The organism is Frigidibacter sp. (genome assembly GCF_030695035.1).
Classification (GTDB): Bacteria; Pseudomonadota; Alphaproteobacteria; order Rhodobacterales; family Rhodobacteraceae; genus Frigidibacter.
The window spans coordinates 94,573-110,890 of the sequence record NZ_JAUYTT010000002.1; the positions used below are offsets into that span (position 1 = coordinate 94,573).

Consider the following 16,318-nt stretch of genomic DNA (forward strand, 5'->3'; position numbering starts at 1 on the left):
GTGATAAAGTAACATGACAAGTCCCGAAACCGAAACCGCCCTAGCCTTTGCCGAGCATGACCACGACCATTGCGCCGGGGATACCCTCGCGCGGGCCGAGGCTGTGGCGGCGGAACGCGGCGCGCGGCTGACGCCGGTGCGGCGCCGGGTGCTGGAGATCCTGCTGGAGGCGCACCGGGCGATGGGCGCCTATGAGGTGCTTGACCGGCTGGCGGCCGAGGGCTTCGGCAACCAGCCGCCCGTCGCCTATCGCGCGCTGGAGTTTCTGGTGGAACACGGGCTGGCGCACCGGGTGCGGCGGCTGAACGCCTTCGCCGCCTGCATGCATCCGGGCGAGGATCACAGCCCGGTCTTCCTGATCTGCAAGTCCTGCGACGCGGTGGCCGAGGCGCCCGCCGAGCCGGTACGCGCTGCGCTGGCCAAGGCGGCTGGGGCGGTGGGCTTCACGGTCGAGCGCGCGACGGTCGAGGCCCTGGGCCTCTGCGGCGCCTGCCGCGAGGGCGCCGCGGCATGACAGCCCTGATCGAGGCGCGGGGGCTGACCGTCCGCCATGGCGGGGTGGCTGTGCTGGCAAATGTCGATTTTTCGATAGCGCCGGGCGAGATTGTCACCGTCGTCGGTCCTAATGGGTCGGGAAAGTCTACCTTGATCCGGGCGCTGATCGGGCTGGCGCCGGCAGCTTCGGGTACTGTTCAGCGCGGCCCGGGGCTGCGCATCGGCTATGTGCCGCAGCGGTTGCAGGTCGATGCCGGGCTGCCGATGACGGTGCGGCGCTTCCTGTCGCTGCCGCGCCGGGTAGCGGATGCCGATGCCGCCGCGGCGCTGGCCCGGGTGGGCGTGGCCGATCTGGGAAGGCGGCAGATGTCGGGCCTCTCGGGCGGGCAGTTCCAGCGGGTGCTGCTGGCCCGCGCGCTGCTGGCGCGGCCGGGGATCCTGATGCTGGATGAGCCGACACAGGGCCTCGACCAGCCGGGGGTCGCCGGCTTCTACCGGCTGATCGAGGAGGTGCGGGCCGAGACCGGTGCCGCCATCCTGATGGTCAGCCACGATCTGCATGTGGTGATGAGCGCGACGGACAGGGTGATCTGCCTCAACGGCCATGTCTGCTGCGAGGGCACGCCGCAGGTGGTGACCGACGCGCCGGAATATCGCGCGATGTTCGGGCTGGGGACTGGCGGGGCGCTGGCGCTGTATCGGCACGAGCATGACCACGACCATGACAGCGATCACGGGCATGGCCATGACCCGGCGCATCCGCATCATGTGCATGGGCCGGACTGCCAACATGGAGCCCACGATGCTGGATGATTTCCTCATGCGGGCCGGGCTGGCGGGCATCGGCCTGTCGCTGGCGACCGGGCCGCTTGGCAGTTTTGTGGTCTGGCGGCGCATGGCCTATTTCGGCGATGCGACGGCCCATGCGGCGATCCTCGGCGTGGCGCTGTCCTTTGCCAGCGGCTTGCCGCTTTATGCCGGTACGCTGATCGTGGCGCTTGGGATGGCGGCGACCGTCTCGGCGTTGGCCGGGCGCGGGCACGCGATGGACACGGCGCTTGGGGTGCTGGCGCATTCGGCGCTGGCCTTCGGGTTGGTGGCGGTGTCGTTCCTGCCCAATGTGCGGGTGGACCTGTCGGCCTATCTGTTCGGCGACATTCTGGCGGTCAGCCGGGCCGATCTGCTCTGGGTCTGGGGCGGGGCGCTGGCGGTGCTGGCGCTGCTGGTCTGGCGCTGGCAGGGGCTGCTGACGGCGACGGTGAACGAGGAGCTGGCGCAGGCGGAGGGGATCGACCCGCGGCGGGAGCGGTTGGCGCTGACGCTGGCGCTGGCGCTGGTGGTGGCGGTGTCGATCAAGATCGTGGGCGCGCTGCTGATCGCGGCTCTGCTGATCATCCCCGCCGCCGCGGCGCGGGGCCTGTCGCGCAGTCCCGAGGTGATGGCGGTGCTGGCGGTGGCGCTGTCGATGCTGTCGGTGCTGGCCGGGCTGCAGATGTCGCTGCGGCTGGACACGCCCGCGGGCCCGTCGATCGTGGCGGCGGCGGCGTGCCTGTTCATCGTGGCGCTGCCGCTGGCGCGGCTGCGGCGGGGCTAGAACCGGGCGGGGGAGAGCGGGGCCAGCGGCACTGGCGGCGCTTTCCCGGCGACCAGCGCGGCGACGATGGCGGCGGTGATCGGGGCCAGCGTCAGGCCGATATGGCCGTGGCCATAGGCGTGGATGACGTCGGGCCCCTCGGCCGAGGCGCCGATCACCGGAAGGCTGTCGGGCATCGAGGGGCGGAAGCCCATCCAGTCGCGGCTGGGGGCGCCGAGGCCCGGGAAGATCGCGCGCGCGCCCTCCGTCAGCCGGGCGATGCGGTGGGGCGAGGGTGGGGCGGTCAGCCCGCCAAGCTCTACCGTCCCGGCGACGCGCAGACGGCCCTGCATCGGGCAGAGGTAGAAGCCGCGGGCGGTGGGGCAGACGGGGCGCGAGAGGCGCGGGGCCGGCATGTCCCATTCGACGTGATAGCCGCGCTCGGTATCCAGCGGCACCTTGTCGCCGGCCTGCGCGGCCAGAGCGCGGGAATGGGCGCCGGCGGCGATGATGACGCGGCGGGCATGAAGGCGCAGGTCGGGGCCGGTGAGGTTGAGGCCGTTGAGGTTGCGCAGCAGATGGTCGGCGCGTGCGGGGATCAGCGTGGCCCCGGCATCTGTCGCGGTCTTGGCCAGCAGCGCAACCATCTGGCCGGGATCGGTCATGAACATCGCCTGCGGGAAGAAGGCGCCGCCGCCTTCGGCCATGGGCAGGGCGGGTTCCAGTGCGGCGAGTTCGCCCGGGGTCAGCAGCTCCACCGTCACGCCAAGCGTCTTGCGGAAGGCGATGTCGGCCTCGGCGGCGCGGCGGTCGGCGGCGCGCTCGTAGAGGTAGATGCAGCCCTTGTGCTGCAGGATTGCCTCGCCGCCGATCTCCGCCGCCAGATCGGACCAGCGCGGGGCTGCGTCGGACAGCAGACCCGCCAGCACCCGGGCGTTCCGTTCCGCCGCACCCGGCAGCGACTGGCGGGCGAAGCGCAGCAGCCACGGGGCCAGCGAGGGCAGGGCGGCGCGGCGGATGGCCAGTGGGGAGTTGCGGTCGAAGAGCAGGGACGGCAGGGCGCGCAGCACGGCCGGGGTGCCGACCGGTTGCACGGCGTAATCGGCGACGGTGCCGGCATTGCCGTGGCTGGCGCCCGAGCCGGGCAGGGCGGGGTCGAGGATCACCACCTCATGCCCCGCCCGGGCCAGTCGCAGCGCGATGGTGAGCCCGACCACGCCGGCGCCGATCACGGCAATCTCGGTGCGGACGGACTCTGGCATCACATGCAGGCGGCGAAGAGGGCGCGGGTATTCTCTCGCGTCATCTCGATGGGGTTGCCGCCGCAGGAGGGATCCTCCAGCGCCATCTCGGTCAGCTCATCCAGCCGCAAGGGATCGACGCCCATGGCGGTGAGGGTCTCGGGGATCGCCAGCAGCGCCCGCAGGTCCATGATGCGCGCGCGGAAGCCGTCGAACCCGCCCTCGATGCCCAGATAGGCGGCGGCGCGGGTGATGCGCTCTTCAATCGCGGCGCGGTTGAAGTCGAGCACCATCGGCATCACCACGGCATTGGTGGTGCCGTGATGGGTGCCGTAGACCGCGCCGATCGGGTGGCTGAGCGAATGGATCGCGCCGAGGCCCTTCTGGAACGCCACCGCGCCCATGGCGGCGGCGGACATCATCTCGGCGCGGGCGGCGAGGTTGCCGGGTTCGGCATAGGCGGTGGGCAGGTTTTCCAGCACCAGGCGCATCCCCTCCAGCGCGATGCCCTGGCTCATCGGGTGGTAGAAGGGCGAGCAATAGGCCTCGAGGCAATGCGCGAGGGCATCCATGCCGGTGCCGGCGGTGATGAACTTGGGCATCCCGACCGTGAGTTCGGGGTCGCAGATCGTGACCACGGGCAGCAGCTTGGGGTGGAAGATGATCTTCTTCTTGTGGGTGACGGAGTTGGTCAGCACGCCCGCGCGGCCAACCTCCGAGCCCGTGCCCGCGGTGGTGGGCACCGCGACGATGGGGGCGATCTTCGCGGCATCGGCGCGGGTCCACCAGTCACCGATATCCTCCAGATCCCAGACCGAGAGCGCTTCCGGCTGGCCGGCCATCAGCGCGATCATCTTGCCAAGGTCGAGCGCCGAGCCACCGCCGAAGCACACCACGCCATCATGCCCGCCGGCAAGATAGACCGCGATGCCGGCGGCCATGTTGTGCTCGTTGGGGTTAGGGTCCACGTCCGAAAACACGGCGCGGCCGAGGCCCGCAGCCTCCAGGATGTCCAGCGCCTGCGCGGTGATCGGCAGGCTGGCAAGGGCCTTGTCGGTGACCAGCAGCGGCCGGGTCAGGCCCGCCGCCTTGCAATGCTCAGCCAGTTCCGCAATCCGGCCCGCGCCGAATTTCACCGCGGTCGGGTAGGACCAGTTCGCCTTGGGCGTCGTCATTTCGTCACCTTCTTGAGATGGTAGGATTTCGGGCGGGTCACGGCGTGGAAGCCGAGGACCGACAGGCTGCCGCCGCGGCCGGTATCCTTGCAGCCGGTCCAGCACAAGGCCGGGTCGAGATAGTCGCAGCGGTTCATGAACACGGTGCCGGTGTCGAGTTGGTCGCCGATGGCGGCCGCGCGGTCCGCGCTCGCCGTCCAGATCGAGGCGGTAAGGCCGTAGGGCGAGTCGTTCATCAGCGCGATGGCCTCGGCATCGTCCTTGACGGGCATGATCCCGACGACGGGGCCGAAACTCTCCTCGCGCATGACCCGCATCTGGTGGGTGACGTTCGTCAGCACCTGCGGGGCCAGATAGGCGCCGCCATCATCGGCGGGGAAGAGCGCGGGGTCGATCAGCGGGGTCGCGCCTTCGGCAACGGCCTCGGCAACCTGCGCACGGACCACGGCGGCGAAACGGGCATTGGCCATTGGGCCAAGGGTGCTGTCGGCGTCGAAGGGATTGCCAAGCTTCAGCGTCTTCACCCAGGCCACGGCCTTTTCCACGAAAGCGTCATAGAGGCTTTCATGGACATAGATCCGCTCGATCCCGCAGCAGCACTGGCCAGCGTTGAACATCGCGCCGTCCATCAGGCTGTCGACCGCGGCATCGAGGTCGGCATCGGCGGCGACATAGCCCGGATCCTTGCCGCCAAGCTCCAGCCCCAGCCCGGTGAAGGTGCCGGCAGCGGCGCGCTCCATCGCGGCGCCGCCAGCGACGGAGCCTGTGAAGTTGATGAAGTTGAAGGCGCGGGCGGCGATCAGGGCTTCGGTGGTGTCATGGTCCAGCACCACGTTCTGGAATACATCCGCCGGGACGCCGCCCGCGTGCAACGCCTCGGCCAGCCGTTCGCCGACCAGAAGCGTCTGGCTGGCATGTTTCAGCACGACCGCGTTGCCGGCGATCAGCGCCGGGACGATGGTGTTGATCGCGGTCAGGTAGGGGTAGTTCCAGGGGGCCAGCACGAAGACCACGCCGACCGGCGCGCGTTCGATCCGGCGTTCGAACTTGTCCGAGGCTTCGACGACAATGGGGGCCAGCGCCTCTGCCGCGATGTCCGACATATAGGCGGTGCGGTCATTGACGCCGCCGAACTCGCCGCCGAAACGCGTGGGGCGGCCCATCTGCCAGGCCAGCTCCTCGACGATGCGGTCCTTCATGCCATTCAGCGCCTCGACGCCGGCCTTCACCTTTTCGATGCGGGTGGCCAGCGGAAGTGCGGCCCAGTCCTTCTGCGCGGCGCGGGCGCGGGCCACGGCGGCCTCAGCTTCTGCAAGCGGCAGGGCAGGGCGCTCGGCATAGGTGCTGCCGTCCACCGGCGAGATACATTGGATCATTCTGGTCATGTCATCCTCTGCGCCTATCCCGGCGCCTGTTGCGCGCCGCTGGGGCGCGAAAATCCGTTGCGCCTTCAGGCGCGTTCAAAGCCCCGCGCGACCTCCCAGTCGGTGACCACGCGGTTCTGTTCCTCGATCTCCCACAGCGCGGCGCGGTGGTAATGGTCGACCACATCGGGGCCGAAGGCGGCGCGCAGCATCTCGCTGCCTTGCATCAGCGCGGCGGCCTCGCCAAGGGTTTTCGGCACCTCGCGCAGCGCACCGGCCTGATAGATGTCGCCCGAGATGGCCGGCTCCAGCTCCATCTGCTTCTCGATCCCGTCCAGCCCCGCGGCCAGCAGCGCCGCCATCGCAAGATAGGGGTTCAGATCGGCACCGCCGATGCGACATTCCACCCGCACGCCCTTCGTGCCCTCGCCGCAGACGCGGAAGCCGGCGGTGCGGTTGTCGAGGCTCCAGACCGCCTTGGTGGGCGCGAACATGCCGACCACGAAGCGCTTGTAGCTGTTGACATAGGGCGCGAGGCAAAGGGTCAGGTCGCGGGCATGGGCGAGTTGCCCGGCGATGTAGCTGCGCATCAGCGCCGACATGCCATGCTCTGCCTCGGGGTCGTGGAAGGCATTCTTGCCACCCGCCCAGAGCGACTGGTGGACATGGCTGGAAGACCCGGCGCGGGCATGGTCGTATTTCGCCATGAAGGTCACGGCATGGCCCGCGGCATGCGCGATTTCCTTGATGCCATTCTTGACGATGGAATGCATGTCGGCGGTGTCGAGCGCGTCCGAATACTTGACGTTGATCTCTTCCTGCCCCGCCTCGGCTTCGCCCTTGGAGTTCTCGATGGGGATGCCGGCACCATAGAGGCCATTGCGGATGGCGCGCATCACCGCTTCTTCCTTGGTCGTGGCGAAGATCGCGTAATCGGCATTGTGGCGGCCCAGAGTCTGCAGCCCGCGATAGCCGCGGTCGAAGAGCGCATCGAAGCTGTCCTGGAACAGGAAGAACTCCAGTTCCGTCGCCATGTAGGGGGTGAAGCCCATCGCCTCGGCCCGGGCGATCTGGCGTTTCAGGATCGACCGGGGGGCATGGAGCACGAGGTCATGGGTGTGGTGGTCCAAGAGGTCGCACATCACCATCGCCGTGCCGGGCAACCAGGGGACAAGGCGCAGCGTGGCGAGGTCGGGCTTGATGACATAGTCGCCATAGCCCGCGGCCCAGCTGGTGGCCTTGTAGCCCTGCACCGTGACCATCTCGATATCCGTCGCCACGAGGTAGTTGCAGCAATGGGTCTCGTCATAGCCTGAGTCGATGAAATGCTGCGCGTGGAAGCGCTTGCCCATCAGCCGGCCCTGCATGTCGACGATGCAGGTCAGCACTGTGTCGATCTCGCCACTGCTGACAGCAGCCTTCAGCGTGTCGAAGGTCATGTTTGCGGGCATCGGCAGGTCTCCATCACAAAGGGCGGGGGCGTCATCGCCCGTAGATCGTCTCTGGTAGCCACAGCGCGATCTGCGGGAAGATCATCAGCAGCACCAGCGTCAGCAGCATCACCAGCACGAAGGGGATCACGGATCGGTAGATCACCGGCAGGTCGAACTCTGGCGGGGCAAGGGCACGCATCAGGAACAGGTTGTAGCCGAAAGGCGGGGTCAGATAGGCGATCTGGCAGGTGATGGTGTAGAGGATGCCATACCAGATCAGGTCGAACTCCAGCTCTTTCGCCAGCATCACATAGACCGGCGCGACGATGACCAGCATCGCGGTATCGTCAAGGAACATGCCCATCACCAGGAAGGACAGCTGCATCAGGATCAGCACTTCCCAGCGGGAAAGGCCCAGATCCTCCAGGAACACCCCGCGGATGGCGCGGCCGGCGCCGAGGCCGTCGAACACCGCGCCAAAGGACAGCGCGGCCATGATGATCAGCATGAACATCGTGGTGATGGCGAGCGTGTTGCGGGTGGCGACCTCGAACACCTCGCGCGTGAAGCGGCCCTTCAGCATCGCCGCCCCCACCGTCGTCAACGCGCCGATGACAGAGCTTTCGGTCAGGCTGGTCCAGCCCTTGACGAAAGGCACCATCATCGCGGCGAAGATCAGCAGCGGCAGCAGGCCGGCGCGCAGCAGGGCGAATTTCTCGCCGCGGGTGATGGTCGCGCGCTCCTCGGCCGAGATCGGCGGGGCGAGGGCGGGGTTCAGCCATGACCGGATGGCGATATAGGCGATGAACAGGGTGGCCATCAGCAGGCCGGGGAAGATCCCCGCCAGCCACAGCTGGCTGACCGGCTGGCGCGCGATCAGCGCGAAGAGCACCAGCACCACGGAAGGCGGGATCAGGATGCCAAGGCTGGACCCGGCCTGGATCACGCCCGAGATCATCAGCTTGTCATAGTTGCGCCGCACCAGTTCGGGCAGCGCGATGGTGGCGCCAATGGCCATGCCTGCGACCGACAGCCCGTTCATCGCCGAGATCAGCACCATCAGCAGGATGGTCCCGATCGCAAGGCCCCCCGGCATCGGCCCGAACCAGACGTGGAACATGCGGTAAAGGTCCGAGGCAAGGCGGCTCTCGCTCATCACATAGCCCATGAACACGAACATCGGCAGCGTCAGCAGCGCGTTCCACTTCATCAGCTTCATGATCGAGGAAAAGCCCATGTCGGTGCCGCCCTCGCCCCAGAGCAGCATGGCGAAGACGACGGCGACGAAGCCGACGGCGCCGAACACCCGCTGCCCGGTGATCATCATCAGCAGCATGGTCGAGAACATCAGCGCGGCGATCAGTTCGTAGGACATCACAGCTCCTCGCCCCGCAGGACCGCGATGTCGCGGAAGAGGTGGACGAAGGCCTGAAGGATCATCAGCACGAAGGCGGCGCAGATCATGGTCTTGAACGGCCACAGATAGGGGCGCCAGGGCGAGGGGCTGCGCTCGCCAACCTCGACCGCGTAGATGGTGCTTTCGACCGCGCCATAGAGCATCACGCCCAGATAGAAGATCAGCGCGAAGATGGTGAAGGCATCCCAGAGCGCCTGGGTGCGGGGGCGCATCCGGCTGTAGAGCAGGTCCATCCGCACGTTGCTGCCAAGCTGCATCGAATAGGGCGCGCCAAGAAGGTAATAGGCGACGAGCGTGAACTGCGCCATTTCCAGCGTCCACATCGCCGGCATCCGGATCGCCTTGGTGACCGAGGACCAGATCAGGATCGCCATGATGACAAACAGCAGATACATGGCGAAGCGGCCGACGCGGTAGTTTACCGCCTCGACCGTCTTCACATAGGTTTTCATCCAGTTGGGCATGTCAGGCGGCAGTCCCGGCTTGGTCGGTTTCGGTCTGGTGCAGCACGGGGGCGAGCGTCTCCGCCATCGCCTCCTGCGCGGCGGACGAGGCGATCAGGTCGTTGCGGATCTCCAGCATGACATTGGCAAGGCCGAGAGGCGAGGCCTGAAGGCGCAGGGTATGCGTCACCTCGTCGGCGGCGGAATAGGGCTGGTTCAGCTCGGCGCGCAGGCCCGTCTTGCGGGCGGCGGCGACGGTGGCGAGGGCCAGCGACGGATCGGCATCATGGATCACGCCGAACTCCACACTGCGGGGGGTGCCGTGCCAGATCGGGGTGAAGCTGTGGACGGTCACGATAACCGGGGGACGGCCACGGGCCAGCCGCCGGGCGATTTCTGCCCGCAGCGCGGCGTGGAAGGGAAGGTAGATCGCTTCGGTCCGGGCCAGCCGGTCCGCGTCGGTCAGGCCCGCGTTGCCGGGAATGTCATGGGTTTCGCTGCGGGCGGGCATTGCGCCAGCAGAGTGCGGCGGGCGGTTCAGGTCGTAGATCAGCCTTGAGACGCGGGCGGCCACCAGCGGCGCCCCCAGCCGCGCCGCAAGCCCGCGGGCAAGGCCAAGCGCGCCCGGATCCCAGGCGATATGGGCCAGCTGCTGCGCCTCGGTCAGGCCGAGGCTGCCGAAGGGCGCGGGGAAGGCGTTGGAGGCATGTTCGCAGACGATCAGGAACGGCCCCGCCGCACCCGGATTTTCCACGGTGACCACGTCTTCCGGCTGAAGCAGAGTTGCCGTCATCCCACCATCCCAGTCGAGTCTTGCGCGATTCTTGCCCTTGTCGCCGGTGGAGGCTCACCGCCGAGTTGGTTTCTGTCAATATCATTTCAAAGTTCCGCGCTCTGTTACAAACTGTTCTTGGCCCCCTCGAGTCGGGCCGCAGCAGGGGGTGCCCGTTTTGGCGGCAGCAGTGACCATCGAAGAGCAGATCCGGGCCGCCTTTGACGGGCTGACCCGGGCTGAACGGCAATTGGCGAGCCATATCCAGCGCAACTATCCGGTCGCCGCGCTTGGGTCGATCACTGCGCTGGCGCGGGCGGCCGAGGTGTCTTCGCCGACAGTCGTGCGGTTGGCGCAGAAGCTGGGATTCAGGGGGTATCCCGATCTGCAATCCAGCCTGCGGGCAGAGCTGGAAGAGCGGCTGATCTCTCCGCTCGCCAAGCATGACCGTTGGGCGGGGGGCGTGCCGGACACCCATGTGTTGAACCGCTTTGCGGATGCGGTTCTGGGCAATCTGCAAGCGACGCTGGCGCAGATCGACCATGCCGAGTTCGACGCGGTGGCGGCGCTGATGGCCGACCCGCAGCGGCGGCTGTTTGCGATGGGCGGGCGCATCACCCATGCGATGGCCGATTACTTCGTGACGCATATGAAGGTGATCCGGCCCGGGGTGACGCTGATCTCTGACATGTCGAACGCCTGGCCGCCGGCGCTGCTGGACATGGGGCCGGGGGACATCCTGCTGGCCTTCGATATCCGTCGCTATGAGAACGCGGTGCTGCAGGTCGTCGAGATGGCGGCGGAGCAAGGGGCAGAAGTGGTGCTGATCACCGACCCCTGGGTTTCGCCTGCCGCCGCCCATGCCCGCTACCGCTTTTCGGCGCAGGTGGAGGTGCCGTCCGCCTGGGATTCCACCGTCGCCATTCAGGTGCTGGTGGAGACGCTGCTGGCGAGCGTGCAGAGCCTGACATGGGACAGCACCCAGACCCGGATGAAGCGGCTGGAAGAGCTTTATGCCCGCTCGCGCTTTTTCCGGCGCGGAAAATAGACATCCAAGATACCGCGATTCGACGTTTTGGCCCGCTTCGGCCGCGTGCCGTTTCACTGCTGCCGCAATTTTTCGCACTTGCCGAAGATTTCACGCCGCGCGTGCGAAAGCATCCCCGATGCTGGCCGAAACACTTGCGAGGCGCACCGCGCCACGCATAGTGAAGAAATAAATATTCCGCCTAATAAACACGACAGGGAACATGATGGCTCTCAGCTGGCGTTTTTCGGCCCTTGCGGACCGGCACCGCGCTCTTGGCTCCAACCTTGAAGATTGGAGCGGGATGGGCACCGCCTGGACCTATGCCAAGGACATTCAGGACGAACATACCGCGATCCGCACCAAGGCCGGGCTGATGGATGTGTCGGGCCTGAAGAAGCTGCATCTGGTCGGCCCCCACGCGATTGCGGTGCTGGACTATGTCACCACGCGCAATATTGCCAAGGTCACGCCGGGCCGGTCGGTCTATGCCTGCATCCTCAACGACAAGGGCTTCTTCACCGACGATTGCATCATCTACCGCACCGGGCCGAACGCCTTCATGGTCGTCCATGGATCGGGCACCGCGCATGAGGAGATCGTCAAGCAATGCGTTGGCCGCAACGTCGCTGTGCTGTTCGATGACGACCTGCACGACCTGTCGCTGCAAGGCCCCGTGGCGGTGGATTTTCTGGCCAAGCATGTGCCGGGCATCCGCGATCTGAAATATTTCCACCACATGCAGACCACCCTGTTCGGCGCGCCGGTGATGATTTCGCGCACCGGATATACCGGCGAGCGGGGGTATGAGATTTTCGTGCGGGGGCAGGATGCGCCGCTGGTCTGGGACACGATTCTGGCGGAAGGGGCCGAGATGGGGATCATCCCCTGCTGCTTCTCGGTGCTCGATATGCTGCGGGTGGAAAGCTACCTGCTGTTCTACCCTTACGACAATTCGCAGATGTACCCCTTTGCCGATCAGGGCCCGGGCGACAGCCTGTGGGAACTGGGCCTCGACTTCACCGTCAGCCCGGGCAAGACCGGCTTCCGCGGGGCCGAGGAACATGCCCGGCTGAAGGGCAAGGAGCGGTTCAAGATCTACGGGCTGCTGCTGGAGGCGGAGGGGCCCTGCGATCTGGGGGATGCGGTGTTTGCCGGGGATACTCAGGTCGGCGTGGTGACCTGCCCGAGCTATTCGGCGATCACCAGGCAGTCGATGGCGATTGCCCGGCTGGAGGTGGGCTGCGCGGTGCACGGCACGCCGCTGACGGTCGGCGGCAAGGCGATCCCGGCTGTGGCGCACAAGCTACCCTTCGACGACCCCGAGAAGAAAAAGCGCACGGCGATCGGCTGAGGGTGAAGCGATGCAGATTGATGCCATCCGCAGCCGCCCGATCTATCCCGGGCTTGCCATCGCGCCGCTGGCCCGGCGCCACATCTTCGCGCTGGAAGGCGAGGGCGCGGGGGCCCTGCTGGACATTGCGGGCAGCCTGACGCCCGCGGTGCTGGGGCGCAGCCAGATCCTCTATGTCGCGCGCGGCTCGCTTGGGGTGGGCCATCACGGCGCGCTGCAGACGCTGGGGGCGGCATTCTGGGCCGCGCCGACGGTGCAGCCACTGCTGGGGCGGCTGGATGTGGAGTTGTCGCGCTCGCACATGGGCACCCGGCTCTATCTGGCGGGGACCGAGGGGTTCATCGGGCAGGCGATGCAGGTGGCGGCGGCGCATGGGATCGATCCGGCCTCGGTCATCACCGAACATCGCGGCTCGCTCGCGCGGCGGGTGCAATGCGTGCATTGCAAGGGCGTGACAGAGGGGGTGACCGCCTCGCCCTTCGTCTGCAGCCATTGCGGGCTGAGCCTGTTCGTCCGCGACCACTATTCCCGGCGGCTGGGGGCCTTTCAGGGCGTGAACATCGATGCCGAGGAACCGGGCGCCGTGCCCCCGCCCGAGGAGCTGTATCTGTGAAGGGTGATCTTCAGATGCGGGTGACCGCGCTTCATGACGAGGCCGCCGGCATCCGCCGGGTGCGGCTGGAGCCGGTGGATGGCGGGGCGCTGCCGGCCTTCTCGGGCGGCGCACATGTGGTGGTTGCGATGCAAGATGGCGGTGTCACCCGCCGCAACCCCTATTCGCTGTGCTGCGACCCGGACGACCGGACCGGCTATGAGATCGCGGTGGCCCGCGCCGCCACCTCGCGCGGGGGATCGGCCTTCATCCATGAGCGGCTGGCGGTGGGCGATGTGCTGGTGGTGGGCGCGCCGACCAACCTCTTCTCCCCCGATTGGCGAGCGAAGAAGCATATCATGGTGGCGGGCGGTATCGGCATCACCCCCTTCGTGGCGATGATGGCGCAATTCGCCCGGGCAGGGCTGGCCTTCGAGCTGCATTACGCCGTGCGCTCGCGCGCCGCGGCGGCCTTTGCGGGGGTGTTGCAGGATCGCTATGGCCCGCGGGTGAAGATCTATGCCGCCGATGAGGGTGCGCGCCTGCCGCTGGCGGCGCTGGTGGAGAACCAGCCGCTTGGGACGCATCTCTACACTTGCGGGCCAGAGCGGCTGATGGGGGCGGTGCTGGACACCGCGCGCAACGCGGGCTGGCCCGAACAGGCGCTGCATTCCGAGCATTTCATGGCCCCGCCCCCCGGAGACCCGTTCACCGTGACGCTGGCGGAGTCCGGCCGCGAAGTTGCCGTGGGCCCGGACCAGAGCCTGCTGGAGGCGCTGGAGGCGGCCGGGGTGAACCCGCGCTACCTCTGCCGCGGCGGCGTCTGTGGGGAATGCGCGACCAAGGTCGTCGAGTTCCGCGGCACCATCCTGCACGCCGACCATTTCCTGACGCCCGAGGAACGCGCCGAAAGCCGCACGATCATGATCTGCATGTCGCGGTTTTCCGGCGACCGGCTCGTGCTGAACCTTTGAGGGAGACCCTGTGATGGACACAGCCTATAGCGCGACGCACCGGCCCGAGACCTTCCGGGAAGAAACCTTCCGCGGCGATTTCTCCTATGCCAACAGCCCCGAGAACATTCGGCATTTCCCGTTTCCGTTCCATGAGGACCACTACCGCTATTCGGTGAATATCGAGCCGCATGTGCCTGGCCTGCCGGGTTCGGCCTTCGAGCACCTCATCGACGTGGATGAGCATTATGTAGCCGAAATGGCCGACCGGGCGCAGGTGCTGGCCGAGGATCCGCTGCGCTATCAGGCGCTGCCGCATATGATGCTGGCGCAATGGGATACGCTGGAACTGCTGATGGAGGAGCAGGCGCGGGCCTATCCGCATCTGTTCACGCTCACGCGGAACGGCGATCAGTGGCGCTGGATCAACCGGCCGCTGGGGATCGACGATACCTTCACCTTCGGCGATCGCTCGACCCTGCCGCGCGAGCCGCTGGACTATATCTGCCGGCAGACCCAAGGCGATATCGCGCTGATGGACCAGCGCGACGGCAACCTGTGGATGGATGCCGGGATGATCACCGCGCAGGCCGACTGGTCGCTGGATTTCGACGTGGGCATGAACTTCCACGAATGGCACGCACCGGTGCCGCTGGCCCCGCAGATGGGGGTGTTCGACAGGGCCTTGAAATACCTGCTGAATCTGCAACTGGGCAAGCCCGTGCGGCGGCTGAACTGGACGATGACGATCAACCCGCGGCTCGATACCAGCCCCGAGAACTACCCCAAATGGGGGCCGGATCGGACCACGGTCACGCCCGAGAATGTGGGCCAGAAGGTCCATCTGCGGGTGGAACTGCAAAGCCTGTGGCGGCTGCCGCGGTCGAACGGCATGCTGTTCGTGATCCGCGGCTACATGATGCGCATGGACGAGGTGGTGACGGTGCCGAAATGGGGTCGTCGCCTGCCGCGGGTGCTGGAGACGCTGCCCGAAGAACTGGCCACCTACAAGGGCCTCAGCCGATATCGCCAGACCACCATCGACTGGCTGAAACGCCATGATGACGGCGCGCCGACCTCGCCAGGGATATTCCCGGATTGACGGGGACCGGCCAAGACAATCGACAACAGGGGACCAAAGCATGAGAGTTGCAGTCATCGGGGCCGGCCCGTCCGGCCTTGCGCAGTTGCGCGCCTTCCAGTCCGCGGCCCAGAAGGGCGAGGAGATCCCCGAGGTGGTCTGCTTTGAAAAGCAGAGCGACTGGGGCGGGTTGTGGAACTACACCTGGCGCACCGGGCTCGATGAGCATGGCGAGCCGGTGCATTGCAGCATGTACCGCTATCTGTGGACCAATGGCCCCAAGGAAGGCCTTGAATTCGCAGACTATTCCTTCGAGGAACACTTCGGCAAGCAGATCGCCAGCTACCCCCCGCGGGCGGTGATGGTGGATTATATCGAGGGCCGGGTGAAGAAGGCCGGGGTGCGGGACTGGATCCGCTTCTGCTCTCCCGTGCGCTGGGTGGCTTATGACGAAGGCACGGGGATGTTCACCGTGACGGCGCATGACCTGCTGAAGGACACGGTTTATTCGGAGACCTTCGACCATGTGATCATCGCCTCGGGGCACTTCTCGGTGCCGAATGTGCCGGAATATCCGGGGTTTGGCAGTTTCAACGGCCGCATCCTGCACGCGCATGACTTCCGCGATGCGCGGGAATTTTCGGGCAAGGATGTGCTGCTGATCGGGACGTCCTATTCTGCCGAGGATATCGGCTCGCAGCTGTGGAAGTATGGCGCGAAGTCGATCACCGTGTCGCACCGGACCGGGCCGATGGGCTATGACTGGCCGGAGAACTGGACAGAAGTTCCGCTTTTGCAAGGGGTTGAGGGGAACCGTGCGACGTTTGCGGATGGGACGACCAAGCAGGTGGACGCGATTATCCTGTGTACCGGGTACAAGCATCACTTCCCGTTCCTGCCCGATGATCTGCGGCTGAAGACGGCGAACCGGCTGGCGATTGCCGATCTTTACAAGGGTGTGGTCTGGGTGAAAAATCCCAAGCTGTTCTATCTTGGCATGCAAGATCAATGGTTTACCTTCAACATGTTCGACGCGCAGGCCTGGTGGGTGCGCGACGCAATCCTGGGGAAAATTGCAATTCCAGGGGAGGACGAAAGGGCGGCGGATGTCGTTTTGCGGGTGGCGGGGGAGGATGCGGGCAAGGACAGCCATGACGCGATCCATTATCAGGGCGATTACGTGAAGGAGCTGATCGCCGAGACCGATTATCCCAGCTTCGATGTGGACGGCGCCTGCGAGGCCTTCTTTGAATGGAAGGATCATAAAGCCAATGATATCATGGCCTTCCGCAACCACTCCTATCGCTCGGTGATGACCGGGACGATGGCGGAGCCGCATCACACGCCCTGGAAGGATGCGCTGGACGATAGCCTCGAGGCCTACCTGCGGGGGTAAGC

The 16,318-nt window shown here is 66.5% G+C and carries 16 protein-coding genes; 9 read left to right on the plus strand and 7 right to left on the minus strand.

The features are described 5' to 3' along the window. Nucleotides 1-13 precede the first annotated feature (13 nt). From Q8S30_RS01610 to Q8S30_RS01620, 3 genes are read left to right on the plus strand one after another with little or no spacing between them, the layout of a single operon-like run. The gene (locus Q8S30_RS01610) at nucleotides 14-514 is read left to right on the plus strand and encodes a Fur family transcriptional regulator (RefSeq protein ID WP_305664283.1); all 501 of its coding nucleotides are present in this window, start codon (nucleotides 14-16) and stop codon (nucleotides 512-514) included. After that, nucleotides 511-1,308, plus strand: a complete 798-nt coding sequence (locus Q8S30_RS01615; protein ID WP_305664284.1) for a metal ABC transporter ATP-binding protein — start codon at nucleotides 511-513, stop codon at nucleotides 1,306-1,308. The genes Q8S30_RS01610 and Q8S30_RS01615 overlap by 4 nt, the downstream gene beginning before the upstream one ends. After that, entirely contained in the window at nucleotides 1,298-2,089 is a 792-nt protein-coding gene (locus Q8S30_RS01620; protein ID WP_305664363.1) for a metal ABC transporter permease, read from the plus strand. The genes Q8S30_RS01615 and Q8S30_RS01620 overlap by 11 nt, the downstream gene beginning before the upstream one ends. On the opposite strand, the gene Q8S30_RS01625 is transcribed toward Q8S30_RS01620, so the two are convergent. From Q8S30_RS01625 to Q8S30_RS01655, 7 genes are all read right to left on the minus strand, one after another. After that, complete coding sequence (locus Q8S30_RS01625) at nucleotides 2,086-3,330, minus strand: FAD-binding oxidoreductase (protein ID WP_305664285.1); 1,245 nt, start codon at nucleotides 3,328-3,330, stop codon at nucleotides 2,086-2,088. The two genes, Q8S30_RS01620 and Q8S30_RS01625, sit on opposite strands and share 4 nt — an antisense overlap. Then, nucleotides 3,330-4,484 carry an iron-containing alcohol dehydrogenase gene (locus Q8S30_RS01630; RefSeq protein ID WP_305664286.1) on the minus strand — a complete coding sequence of 385 codons (1,155 nt, stop codon included), beginning with the start codon at nucleotides 4,482-4,484 and terminating at the stop codon, nucleotides 3,330-3,332. The genes Q8S30_RS01625 and Q8S30_RS01630 overlap by 1 nt, the downstream gene beginning before the upstream one ends. Continuing rightward, complete coding sequence (locus tag Q8S30_RS01635; RefSeq protein WP_305664287.1) at nucleotides 4,481-5,869, minus strand: aldehyde dehydrogenase family protein; 1,389 nt, start codon at nucleotides 5,867-5,869, stop codon at nucleotides 4,481-4,483. The genes Q8S30_RS01630 and Q8S30_RS01635 overlap by 4 nt, the downstream gene beginning before the upstream one ends. Nucleotides 5,870-5,934: 65 nt before the next feature. Beyond that, nucleotides 5,935-7,299: a glutamine synthetase family protein gene (locus Q8S30_RS01640; RefSeq protein ID WP_305664288.1), complete on the minus strand. Its 1,365-nt coding sequence runs from the start codon at nucleotides 7,297-7,299 to the stop codon at nucleotides 5,935-5,937. Nucleotides 7,300-7,330: 31 nt separating this feature from the next. Beyond that, the gene (locus Q8S30_RS01645; protein WP_305664289.1) at nucleotides 7,331-8,656 is read right to left on the minus strand and encodes a TRAP transporter large permease subunit; all 1,326 of its coding nucleotides are present in this window, start codon (nucleotides 8,654-8,656) and stop codon (nucleotides 7,331-7,333) included. After that, a complete protein-coding gene (locus tag Q8S30_RS01650; protein WP_305664290.1) occupies nucleotides 8,656-9,162 on the minus strand; it encodes a TRAP transporter small permease subunit in 507 nt (168 codons plus the stop codon). The genes Q8S30_RS01645 and Q8S30_RS01650 overlap by 1 nt, the downstream gene beginning before the upstream one ends. 1 nt (nucleotide 9,163) lies before the next feature. Beyond that, the gene (locus Q8S30_RS01655) at nucleotides 9,164-9,934 is read right to left on the minus strand and encodes an N-formylglutamate amidohydrolase (RefSeq protein WP_305664291.1); all 771 of its coding nucleotides are present in this window, start codon (nucleotides 9,932-9,934) and stop codon (nucleotides 9,164-9,166) included. 169 nt (nucleotides 9,935-10,103) lie between these two features. On the opposite strand from Q8S30_RS01655, the gene Q8S30_RS01660 reads away from it, so the two are divergent. The 6 genes from Q8S30_RS01660 to Q8S30_RS01685 all read left to right on the plus strand — a co-directional run bounded on the left by Q8S30_RS01660 (nucleotide 10,104) and on the right by Q8S30_RS01685 (nucleotide 16,316). Then, nucleotides 10,104-10,961 (plus strand): MurR/RpiR family transcriptional regulator, encoded by an 858-nt coding sequence (locus Q8S30_RS01660; RefSeq protein WP_305664292.1) that lies wholly within the window; start codon nucleotides 10,104-10,106, stop codon nucleotides 10,959-10,961. A 205-nt stretch (nucleotides 10,962-11,166) separates the two neighbouring features. After that, nucleotides 11,167-12,294: an aminomethyltransferase family protein gene (locus Q8S30_RS01665; RefSeq protein WP_305664293.1), complete on the plus strand. Its 1,128-nt coding sequence runs from the start codon at nucleotides 11,167-11,169 to the stop codon at nucleotides 12,292-12,294. A 10-nt stretch (nucleotides 12,295-12,304) separates the two neighbouring features. Next, nucleotides 12,305-12,907, plus strand: a complete 603-nt coding sequence (locus tag Q8S30_RS01670; RefSeq protein ID WP_305664294.1) for a dimethylamine monooxygenase subunit DmmA family protein — start codon at nucleotides 12,305-12,307, stop codon at nucleotides 12,905-12,907. Next, complete coding sequence (locus tag Q8S30_RS01675) at nucleotides 12,904-13,860, plus strand: PDR/VanB family oxidoreductase (protein WP_305664295.1); 957 nt, start codon at nucleotides 12,904-12,906, stop codon at nucleotides 13,858-13,860. The genes Q8S30_RS01670 and Q8S30_RS01675 overlap by 4 nt, the downstream gene beginning before the upstream one ends. Nucleotides 13,861-13,873: 13 nt before the next feature. Then, the gene (locus Q8S30_RS01680) at nucleotides 13,874-14,941 is read left to right on the plus strand and encodes a DUF3445 domain-containing protein (protein ID WP_305664296.1); all 1,068 of its coding nucleotides are present in this window, start codon (nucleotides 13,874-13,876) and stop codon (nucleotides 14,939-14,941) included. Nucleotides 14,942-14,981: 40 nt separating this feature from the next. Beyond that, nucleotides 14,982-16,316: an NAD(P)-binding domain-containing protein gene (locus Q8S30_RS01685; RefSeq protein ID WP_305664297.1), complete on the plus strand. Its 1,335-nt coding sequence runs from the start codon at nucleotides 14,982-14,984 to the stop codon at nucleotides 16,314-16,316. The last annotated feature ends 2 nt before the right edge of the window (nucleotides 16,317-16,318 follow it).

Excerpts from the sequence above, each read along its gene's own strand:
- Q8S30_RS01610 (WP_305664283.1), top strand. The coding sequence starts at position 14 with ATGACAAGTCCCGAAACCGAAACCGCCCTAGCCTTTGCCGAGCATGAC.
- Q8S30_RS01615 (WP_305664284.1), top strand. The coding sequence starts at position 511 with ATGACAGCCCTGATCGAGGCGCGGGGGCTGACCGTCCGCCATGGCGGG.
- Q8S30_RS01620 (WP_305664363.1), top strand. The coding sequence starts at position 1,298 with ATGCTGGATGATTTCCTCATGCGGGCCGGGCTGGCGGGCATCGGCCTG.
- Q8S30_RS01625 (WP_305664285.1), bottom strand. The coding sequence starts at position 3,330 with ATGCCAGAGTCCGTCCGCACCGAGATTGCCGTGATCGGCGCCGGCGTG.
- Q8S30_RS01630 (WP_305664286.1), bottom strand. The coding sequence starts at position 4,484 with ATGACGACGCCCAAGGCGAACTGGTCCTACCCGACCGCGGTGAAATTC.
- Q8S30_RS01635 (WP_305664287.1), bottom strand. The coding sequence starts at position 5,869 with ATGACCAGAATGATCCAATGTATCTCGCCGGTGGACGGCAGCACCTAT.
- Q8S30_RS01640 (WP_305664288.1), bottom strand. The coding sequence starts at position 7,299 with ATGCCCGCAAACATGACCTTCGACACGCTGAAGGCTGCTGTCAGCAGT.
- Q8S30_RS01645 (WP_305664289.1), bottom strand. The coding sequence starts at position 8,656 with ATGTCCTACGAACTGATCGCCGCGCTGATGTTCTCGACCATGCTGCTG.
- Q8S30_RS01650 (WP_305664290.1), bottom strand. The coding sequence starts at position 9,162 with ATGCCCAACTGGATGAAAACCTATGTGAAGACGGTCGAGGCGGTAAAC.
- Q8S30_RS01655 (WP_305664291.1), bottom strand. The coding sequence starts at position 9,934 with ATGACGGCAACTCTGCTTCAGCCGGAAGACGTGGTCACCGTGGAAAAT.
- Q8S30_RS01665 (WP_305664293.1), top strand. The coding sequence starts at position 11,167 with ATGGCTCTCAGCTGGCGTTTTTCGGCCCTTGCGGACCGGCACCGCGCT.
- Q8S30_RS01670 (WP_305664294.1), top strand. The coding sequence starts at position 12,305 with ATGCAGATTGATGCCATCCGCAGCCGCCCGATCTATCCCGGGCTTGCC.
- Q8S30_RS01680 (WP_305664296.1), top strand. The coding sequence starts at position 13,874 with ATGGACACAGCCTATAGCGCGACGCACCGGCCCGAGACCTTCCGGGAA.
- Q8S30_RS01685 (WP_305664297.1), top strand. The coding sequence starts at position 14,982 with ATGAGAGTTGCAGTCATCGGGGCCGGCCCGTCCGGCCTTGCGCAGTTG.